At 73.8% G+C, this 8222-nt stretch carries 9 protein-coding genes and 1 pseudogene; 5 read left to right on the top strand and 5 right to left on the bottom strand.

Annotation, left to right across the window (positions count from 1 at the left end; genetic code table 11):
- A partial coding sequence (locus tag ABZ318_RS37985; RefSeq protein WP_356906982.1) for a geranylgeranyl reductase family protein occupies nucleotides 1-1483 on the bottom strand: 1483 nt, incomplete at its 3' end.
- A gap of 162 nt (nucleotides 1484-1645) precedes the next feature.
- Between ABZ318_RS37985 and ABZ318_RS37980 the strand changes: the two genes are divergently transcribed.
- Together ABZ318_RS37980 and ABZ318_RS37975 are read left to right on the top strand one after the other, a co-directional pair.
- A complete protein-coding gene (locus tag ABZ318_RS37980; protein ID WP_356906981.1) occupies nucleotides 1646-3010 on the top strand; it encodes a dipeptidase in 1365 nt (454 codons plus the stop codon).
- A 93-nt stretch (nucleotides 3011-3103) separates the two neighbouring features.
- On the top strand, nucleotides 3104-3799 hold the full coding sequence (locus tag ABZ318_RS37975; RefSeq protein ID WP_356906983.1) for an MBL fold metallo-hydrolase: 696 nt from the start codon (nucleotides 3104-3106) through the stop codon (nucleotides 3797-3799).
- 8 nt (nucleotides 3800-3807) lie between these two features.
- On the opposite strand, the gene ABZ318_RS37970 is transcribed toward ABZ318_RS37975, so the two are convergent.
- Nucleotides 3808-4842, bottom strand: coding sequence for an NUDIX domain-containing protein (locus ABZ318_RS37970; RefSeq protein WP_356906980.1), 1035 nt, complete (start codon nucleotides 4840-4842; stop codon nucleotides 3808-3810).
- 136 nt (nucleotides 4843-4978) lie between these two features.
- Between ABZ318_RS37970 and ABZ318_RS37965 the strand changes: the two genes are divergently transcribed.
- A complete protein-coding gene (locus ABZ318_RS37965) occupies nucleotides 4979-5158 on the top strand; it encodes a hypothetical protein (protein ID WP_093877356.1) in 180 nt (59 codons plus the stop codon).
- A gap of 133 nt (nucleotides 5159-5291) precedes the next feature.
- On the opposite strand, the gene ABZ318_RS37960 is transcribed toward ABZ318_RS37965, so the two are convergent.
- Complete coding sequence (locus ABZ318_RS37960) at nucleotides 5292-6251, bottom strand: ROK family protein (protein WP_356906979.1); 960 nt, start codon at nucleotides 6249-6251, stop codon at nucleotides 5292-5294.
- 127 nt (nucleotides 6252-6378) lie between these two features.
- Between ABZ318_RS37960 and ABZ318_RS37955 the strand changes: the two genes are divergently transcribed.
- The gene (locus ABZ318_RS37955) at nucleotides 6379-7410 is read left to right on the top strand and encodes a LacI family DNA-binding transcriptional regulator (protein ID WP_356906978.1); all 1032 of its coding nucleotides are present in this window, start codon (nucleotides 6379-6381) and stop codon (nucleotides 7408-7410) included.
- A gap of 49 nt (nucleotides 7411-7459) precedes the next feature.
- Here the strand turns inward: ABZ318_RS37955 and ABZ318_RS37950 are convergent, their stop codons facing one another.
- Nucleotides 7460-7699 carry a hypothetical protein gene (locus ABZ318_RS37950; protein WP_356906985.1) on the bottom strand — a complete coding sequence of 80 codons (240 nt, stop codon included), beginning with the start codon at nucleotides 7697-7699 and terminating at the stop codon, nucleotides 7460-7462.
- On the opposite strand from ABZ318_RS37950, the gene ABZ318_RS37945 reads away from it, so the two are divergent.
- Nucleotides 7689-8141: a hypothetical protein gene (locus ABZ318_RS37945; protein ID WP_356906984.1), complete on the top strand. Its 453-nt coding sequence runs from the start codon at nucleotides 7689-7691 to the stop codon at nucleotides 8139-8141. The genes ABZ318_RS37950 and ABZ318_RS37945 overlap by 11 nt on opposite strands.
- Here the strand turns inward: ABZ318_RS37945 and ABZ318_RS37940 are convergent.
- Nucleotides 8128-8222: pseudogene (locus tag ABZ318_RS37940) on the bottom strand (cysteine hydrolase); the annotation flags it as partial. The gene ABZ318_RS37945 and the pseudogene ABZ318_RS37940 sit on opposite strands and share 14 nt — an antisense overlap.

The following is an 8222-nucleotide window of genomic DNA, read 5'->3' as shown; positions in this document are numbered from 1 at the left end:
GAGCAGATGGCGGCCTTCGAGGCGGTCGGCCAATCTGCTCACCGACCGCGCTGATCCTTCCGGCCGACGCCCAGGAGCTGGAGTACAGCCCTCCGCCCCGGCCCGCCGGGCCGACACCGGTCGAGGTGTCCATCCGCTTGTCGAGGAGCTCCAGGGCCCGCCGGGCCATGCCGTTCGAGCGGACCATGCCGCCGAGCGTGGCCGAGCCCCGGGTGATGTCGGCGAAGGCGTTCCAGGCCGGCCGCAGTCCCGTTATCGTCGCGTGCAGCAGCCCCGGCCGACGCTCGAAGACGGCGAGCATCCGTCGTCCGACCGCCATCTCGACCCCGAGCCCCGCCTTGATGGCGAAGGCGTAGTTCAGGGCCTGGCGCCGCGCGTCGACCGCGTCGTTCGACTCGGCGACCCGCACCGCCCACTCGCCCGCGAGACGGCCCGAGCGCAGCGCGTACGAGATGCCCTCGCGCGTCCACGGCTCCAGGAGACCGGCCGCGTCGCCGCAGACCAGGACCCGGCCGCGGGAGAGCGGCGAGTCGTCGGTGCGGCAGCGCGTCAGATGGCCGGAGGAGATCGTGGGCTCGAAGCCGGCGAGGCCGAGCCGGGCGACGAAGTCCTCCATGTACCGCTTGGTGGCGGCGCCCTCGCCGCGCGCCGAGATGACGCCGACGGTCAGCGTGTCGCCCTTGGGGAACACCCAGCCGTAACTGCCGGGCATCGGACCCCAGTCGATGAGGACCCGCCCCTTCCAGTCCTCGGCCACGGACGGCGGCACGGGAATCTCCGCCTCCAGGCCCAGGTCGACCTGGCCGAGCTTCACCCCCACATGGGCGCCTATCCGGCTGGCACTGCCGTCGGCGCCGACGACCGCGCGCGCGAGGACGGTCTCGCCGTCGGCGAGGACGACGGCGACGGTCCGCCGGTCCGGGACGGCCGGGCCGTGCTGCTCCACCCGGGTCACCGCGGCGCCCGTCCGCAGTTCGGCGCCGGCCTTCTGCGCGTGCTCGACGAGCTGCGCGTCGAACTCCGGACGGTTGATGAGCCCGAAGAGCATCCGGCGCGAGCGGCGGGTGCGGGCGAAGCGTCCGTCCAGGGAGAAGGTGACGGCGTGGACCCGGTCCTGGAGGGGCAGTTCGAAGCCCGGCGGGAGCGAGTCCCGCGAGGGGCCGATGATGCCGCCGCCACAGGTCTTGTACCGGGGCAGCTCGGACTTCTCCAGGAGCAGCACCCGGCGGCCGGCGACCGCCGCCGCGTACGCCGCGGACGCGCCGGCCGGGCCGGCGCCGACGACCACGACGTCCCAGACGTCCGCCGGCTCCTCGGCGGGCCCGTCGGCCGAGGAGTCGCCCGCTCCGGCCGGTGCCCCGTCCGACGCCGCGTCATCCGGGAGCCGCGCCGCCTCCGCGTCCGGGCTCCCGGCGGCCTCAGGAGCCGCGCCTTCGGGCTCGGTGGGCTCCGGACCGGCGTTCTCTGCGTGCTCGCTGCTCACGTGTGCTTCTGCTCCTGATCCGACCGGTGGTCTGCTCCTGACGCATCCTACGGCGCGGTAGCCAGGGGGCCGCCCGTAGGATCGACGGTGCGTTCGGCGTACCACGACATACGACGAACGTCGTCCTCACGTCGTAACGTCGCACCCATCAGGAGCGTGCCCATGACCTCGAATCCGATCGCCGAGACCGTCCGGTCACTGATGCCCCGGGCCAAGGCCGAGCTCACCGAGCTGGTGGCATTCGAGTCGGTGGCGGACGAGGCCGTGGCGCCCCGCAGCGAGTGCGAGGCCGCGGCGAACTGGGTCGCGGACGCCCTGCGCGCCGAGGACTTCCAGGACGTGGCGCTGCTCGACACCCCGGACGGCTCGCAGGCCGTGTACGGCGTCCTGCCCGGCCCGGCCGGCGCGCCGACCGTCCTCCTGTACGCCCACTACGACGTGCAGCCGAAGCTGGACGAGTCCGTCTGGCTCTCCCCGCCGTTCGAGCTGACCGAGCGGGACGGCCGCTGGTACGGGCGCGGCACCGCCGACTGCAAGGGCGGCTTCATCATGCACCTGCTCGCGCTGCGCGCCCTCAAGGCGAACGGCGGCGTGCCGGTGACGGTCAAGGTCGTCGTCGAGGGCTCGGAGGAGCAGGGCACCGGCGGTCTGGAGCGGTACGCGGAGCAGCACCCCGAGCTCCTCGCGTCCGACGCCATCGTCATCGGCGACGCGGGCAACTTCCGCGTGGGCCTGCCGACGGTGACCGCGACCCTGCGCGGCATGACGATGATCCGGGTCACGATCGACACCCTGGAGGGCAACCTGCACTCCGGTCAGTTCGGCGGCGCCGCGCCCGACGCGCTGGCCGCGCTGATCCGCGTCCTGGACTCGCTGCGGGGCCCGGACGGCTCCACCGTCATCGACGGCCTCGCGAGCGACCAGGTGTGGGAGGGCCTCCAGTACCCGGAGGAGGACTTCCGTCAGGACGCCAAGGTGCTGACGGGCGTGTCCCTGCCGGGTTCCGGCACGGTCGCCGACCGGATCTGGGCGCGCCCGGCGGTCACGGTCATCGGCATCGACGCCCACCCGGTGGCCGGCGCGACCCCGTCGGTCCCGAAGTCGGCGCGCGCGCAGATCAGCCTGCGGGTGCCGCCGGGCGAGGACGCGGCCGAGGTGACGAAGCTGCTCTTCGCGCACATCGAGAAGCACACGCCGTGGGACGCCCGGGTGTCCTTCGAGCAGGTCGGCCAGGGCCAGCCGTTCCAGGCGGACACCTCCAGCCCGGCGTACGCGTCGATGGCCGAGGCGATGCGGATCGCGTACCCCGGTGAGGAGATGCAGACGGCGGGCATGGGCGGCTCGATCCCGCTGTGCAACACGCTGGCCTCGCTCTACCCGGAGGCGGAGATCCTGCTGATCGGTCTGAGCGAGCCCGAGGCGCAGATCCACGCGCCGAACGAGTCCGTCTCGCCGGAGGAGCTGGAGCGGCTCTCGGTGGCCGAGGCGCACTTCCTCGTCAACTACGCCCGCTCGAAGCAGGGCTGACGCCGGGTCGGTTCAGCGCTCGGCGAAGCTCGCCGAGAGCGTAGAAGCACACGGCGGACCTGTGCGGATGCGTAGGTTCGCCGTATGGCTTCCATTGAACTCACCAGGATCACCCCGCGGTTGCACCTCCTCGACTTCTCGATCGGCCAGGCGTACCTGTGGCAGGACGAGGAGGAACTGACCCTGATCGACGCCGGCTGGGCCGGCACGGCGCACGGCACGGCCGCGGCGATACGGTCGGCCGGCCTGGACCCGGACCGGTTGCGCCGGATCGTGCTGACCCACGGCCACCGGGACCACGTGGGCTCGGCCCAGGAGCTCGCGGACCGGTACGGTGCCGAGATCCTCGCGCACCGGCTGGACGCGCCGGTGATCCGGGGCGAGGCGCCGGTCCCGGAGCCCGACCTCCTGGACTGGGAGCGCCCCCTCTTCGAACACGGCCTGAGCACGCCCGAGGCGCCGCCGACCCGGGTCGACCGGGAGGTCGAGGACGGCGAGGAGCTGGGCTTCGGCGACGGCGCCGTGGTGGTCCACACCCCGGGCCACACCCCCGGCTCGATCGCCGTCCATCTCCCCCGCCACGGCGTGCTGTTCGCGGGGGACACGGTGGCCTCGGTGCCGGACGTGATGTTCGGCGTGTTCCACGTCGACCGGCCCCTCGCCCTGGACTCGATGCGGGCCCTCGCGAAGCTCGCGCCCTCGGTGCTGTGCTGCGGGCACGGAGCACCGGTGACCACGGACACGGCGTCCCGGCTGACGGCGGCCGCGGCGGCGGCGGCCCAGGCGTAAGCGGGGGTTCAGCCCACCGGGTCGCCCGCCTCCAGGTTGAGGACCGTGCCGCGTTCGCGGGCGCGCAGGGCCCAGTGGAGGCGGCGGTAGCGGACGGGGGGCAGCAGCTCGGCGGCCTCCTCCTCGGTGACGAACCGCCAGTCGCGGAGCTCGGCGCCGGGGAGGTGGAGGCGCTCGGCGTCGGCGGTACGGAGCGTTCCGCCGTCGAAGAGGAGGCGCAGGCCGCCGTAGCCGGGGGGCTTCGGGCGTTCCCAGTCGACGAGCAGCAGACGGGGGACGGCGTCGAGTTCGAGGCCGATCTCCTCGGCGACCTCGCGCATGCCGGCCCGGGCCGGGGGCTCGCCGGGCTCGACGACGCCGCCGGGGAACTCCCAGCCGGGCTTGTAGGTGGGGTCGACGAGGAGGAACCGGTCCTGCTCGTCGAAGAGCAGGACTCCGGCGGCGAGGGTCTCGCCGGTCGGCTCGGGCGTCTGGACGATGCCGCAGGGTGCGATCCGGTCGGCCCGGACCGCGTCGGCGACGGCCCGGGCGGCTTCGGTCACGGTGAGCGCCGAGGTGTCGAGCGCGTACGCGTCGTCGGCGAGCCAGTCGAGGGCGGCGCGGTACGACGGCAGGTGCCGGTGGCACCACTCCCGGACGCGCGCGTCGACCTCGGGGTCGCCGTACTCCGCCCGGCCGTCTATCCGCTGCCGCAGGATCGTTTCCTCCGGGGCGAGCAGCACATGGCGCACGTCGATGCGGCGGGCGGCGAGCCCGCCGAAGATCTCGTCCCGGTACTCCTGGCGCAGCAGGGTCATCGGGACGACCAGGACGCCGCCGACCTCGGCGAGCAGGGCGGCGGCGGTGTCGACGACCAGACGGCGCCAGATCGGCAGGTCCTGGTAGTCCTCGACCTCGGCGAGCCGCTTGGCCGGGAGCAGCCTGCGCAGCCCTCCGCCGGTGAGCTCGGGGTCGTACAGGGTGCTGTTCGGGATCAGATCGACCAGTTCGCGCGCGGTGCTGGACTTTCCCGCACCGAACGTACCGTTGATCCAGACGATCACGTTTCCCCCTCTTCGATAGCCCCCAGTGGCTTGCCCGCAACACCCTGCCACGGAAACCACGAACACACGTCTCGGCATGTGCGTGACACTTCCGGGCGGCTCTCGTTGAAGACGGCGAGCACGAGGGGGTGCTGAGATGAGTCGTACGGTTCTCGAACGGTTTCCGGCCGGCGGGCCGCGGGGCAGCCTGCCCGCGGAGGAGTTCGCCGGCGCGCGGCGCGAGGAGGGAGTGCCGGCCCGGGTCGTGATGGACCTGGAGTCCGACGCGTTCCTGGTGGTCGTCGAACAGCGGACGGCGGAGCGGGTACGGGAGTGAGGGGGCGGCGGAGGCGGGGATCGGTCTGGGGTCTGGATCCAATGTCCGGGATCCTGGATTCAATGTCCGGGTTCCAATGTCCGGGATTCAATGTCCGGGATCCGAATATTGGATCCCGGACATTGAATCCAGGTCAGATGGCCGAGTCCGCCCACGCCCCCTCGCCCGCCGCCGCCGCAGCCCCCAGAAGCCCCGCGTCCGTGCCCGTGAGGGCGGGGACGACCGTCAGGTTCCGGACGAAGGAGAGCGTGGCGTAGGCGCGGAGGCTGCGCCGGAGCGGGGCGAAGAGGACCTCGCCGGCACCCGCCACCCCGCCGCCGACGACCGCGATGTCGATCTCGACGAGAGCGGCGGTGGCGGCGATGCCCGCCGCGAGTGCCTGGGCCGCGCGCTCGAACGAGGCGACGGCGATCGGGTCCCCGGCGTGTGCGGCGGCGGCCACCGCGGCGGCGGAGACGTCGCCGTCGGGCCCCGGCCGCCAGCCGTTCTCCAGGGCGCGGCGGGCGAGGTGCGGGCCGCTGGCGAGGCGCTCGACGCAGCCGCGTCCGCCGCACGCGCAGGGCTCGCCGTCGAGATCCACCGGAATGTGGCCGATGTGACCGGCGTTGCCGGTGGGGCCGGGGTGGACCCGGCCGTCGAGCACGAGGCCGCCGCCGACGCCCGTGGAGACCACGAGACACAGGGCGTCGGAGTGGCCCCGGGCGGCTCCGAGCCAGTGCTCGGCCGCCGTCATGGCGACGCCGTCGCCGACGAGGGTGACCGGTCGGCCGGCCGCGGCCCGGCGCACCCTCTCGACGAGGGGATAGTCGCGCCAGCCGGGCACGTTCACCGGGCTGACGGTCCCCCGGGAGGCGTCGACCGGGCCCGCGCTGCCGATGCCGACGGCACCGGCGGACTCCCACAGCGGGGAGGCCGCGAGGTCGGCGAGCACCGCCTCGACCGCCGCCATCACCGTCTCGCCGTCCTCACGCGCGGGCGTGGGCCGCTGGGAGCGGAGGCGGATGCGGCCCTCCCCGTCGACCAGGGCTCCGGCGATCTTGGTGCCCCCGATGTCGAGGGCGGCGACGAGGCCCGTGGCGGGGTCGGTGTCCATGCGCGGGAAGCCTCCTGTCGGCGGGAACGGGAAGTGGTTCCCTACAGTCTCCCAGTGATGACAACGTTGTCCAAGGCCTATGCTCGAACCGAGATCGACTCGACACGCTCCGGAGGAACCGCGCACCGTGGCCGACATCGCCCGTCCCGACCCCCGCTACGGCAACCGGCCCACGATGAAGGACGTCGCCGCCCGGGCGGGCGTGGGCCTCAAGACGGTGTCCCGGGTCGTCAACGGCGAACCGGGCGTCACCCCGGACACCGAGCACCGGGTGCGGGAGGCCATCGAGGCGCTGGGCTTCCGCCGCAACGACAGCGCGCGCGTTCTGCGCAAGGGCAGGACGGCGACCGTCGGGCTGGTCCTGGAGGACCTCGCCGACCCCTTCTACGGGCCGCTCAGCCGGGCCGTGGAGGAGGTGGCGCGGGCGCACGGGGCCCTGCTCATCAACGGTTCCAGCGCCGAGGACCCGGAGCGCGAGCAGGAGTTGGCGCTCGCGCTGTGCGCGCGGCGCGTGGACGGACTGATCGTCATCCCGGCGGGCCGCGACCACCATTATCTGGAGCCGGAGATCCGGGCGGGCGTCGCCACCGTGTTCGTCGACCGCCCGGCGGGCGGGATCGACGCGGACGCCGTCCTCTCGGACAACTTCGGCGGCGCGCGGGCCGGAGTGGCGCACCTCGTCGCACACGGCCACCGGCGGATCGGCTTCATCGCCGACCGGCCCGGTATCCACACCGCGAGGGAGCGGCTGCGGGGCTACCGGGCGGCGATGGAGGACGCGGGCCTCGACGTGGCCGACGCGTGGGTGTCGCTCGGCCCGACCGACCCGGAGCGGGTGACGGAGGCGGCCGGGGCGATGCTCTCCGGGCCGGAGCCGGTGACGGCGCTGTTCGCGGGCAACAACCGGGTGACGGTCACCGCCGTACGGGCCCTCGCCGGCCGTGAACGCCCGGTCGCCCTTGTCGGCTTCGACGACATCGAGCTCGCCGACCTGCTGGGCATCACGGTCATCGCCCAGGACGCGGCCGCGCTCGGCCGGACGGCGGCGGAACGGCTCTTCCGGCGCCTGGAGGGGGTCGACGAGGCGCCGGCCACGGTGGTCCTGGACACCCGCCTGATCGCCCGCGGCTCGGGCGAGGTCCCGCCGTACGAGGCCTGACGCCCGGCCCGGCCTCGTACGGCCGCGCCCGGCTCCGCCCCCGGCGCGGTCAGCAGATCGGGAGACCGGGCACGGGCTGGTCGTTGGCGCCGCCCTTGATGTAGACGACGCTGAAGTACACGTTGGTGTTGCCGCTGTCGTCGTCGGTCCTGGCCCACCAGATGTTGGTCCACTGGCCGTACGTCTCGCGACGGCCCAGGTCGACCTGGCAGTAGAAGTAGTTCGTGCCGGCGTTCAGGACGCCCATCTCGCCGCCGTCGTGACGGTACGTCTTCTCGGTGCGCCACACCTGGCAGTTGTACTTCCCGCCACCGACGGGGGTGCAGCCGCCGGACGCGGGGCTCGGGGACGTATCGCCGCCGCCCGTCGTGTTCGAGCCGCCGCCGGTTGTTCCGCCGGTGCTGCCGCCCGGGACCGGCGCCTTGGTCGTCCTCGACGGAGACGGGGACGAGTGCGGGGACGAGGACGAGGGGGAGGACGGGGACGAGGACCCGGTCGGGCTCGCGGACGACGGGGTCTTCGCGTCCCCCTCGGAGGGCGTCGCGGAGGCGGACGGGCTCCTGGTGGCGGTCGCTCCCGCCCCGGGCGCTCCCGAGTCGAGGATCCGGCCGGGGTCGGCGCCCGGGCTCGTCGGCGACTGCCCGCCGGCCAACTGCCCCTGCTGCGGGTCGCCGTCCCGGCCGACCAGGGCGTACGTGACGCCGCCGCCGACCAGCAGTCGAGCCGCATGACGCCGGTGCGGTAGGTGTTCTGGAAGTCGACCATGATCAGGGCCGATTCGCTCAGGCGGGGCAGTTCCCGGGGCAGGCCGA

This window comes from Streptomyces sp. NPDC006197, from assembly GCF_040613865.1.
Lineage (GTDB): Bacteria > Actinomycetota > Actinomycetes > Streptomycetales > Streptomycetaceae > Streptomyces.
This window is presented reverse-complemented; position numbering and strand designations above follow the sequence as displayed.

Excerpts from the sequence above, each read along its gene's own strand:
- ABZ318_RS37960 (WP_356906979.1), bottom strand. The coding sequence starts at position 6,251 with ATGGACACCGACCCCGCCACGGGCCTCGTCGCCGCCCTCGACATCGGG.
- ABZ318_RS37965 (WP_093877356.1), top strand. The coding sequence starts at position 4,979 with ATGAGTCGTACGGTTCTCGAACGGTTTCCGGCCGGCGGGCCGCGGGGC.
- ABZ318_RS37980 (WP_356906981.1), top strand. The coding sequence starts at position 1,646 with ATGACCTCGAATCCGATCGCCGAGACCGTCCGGTCACTGATGCCCCGG.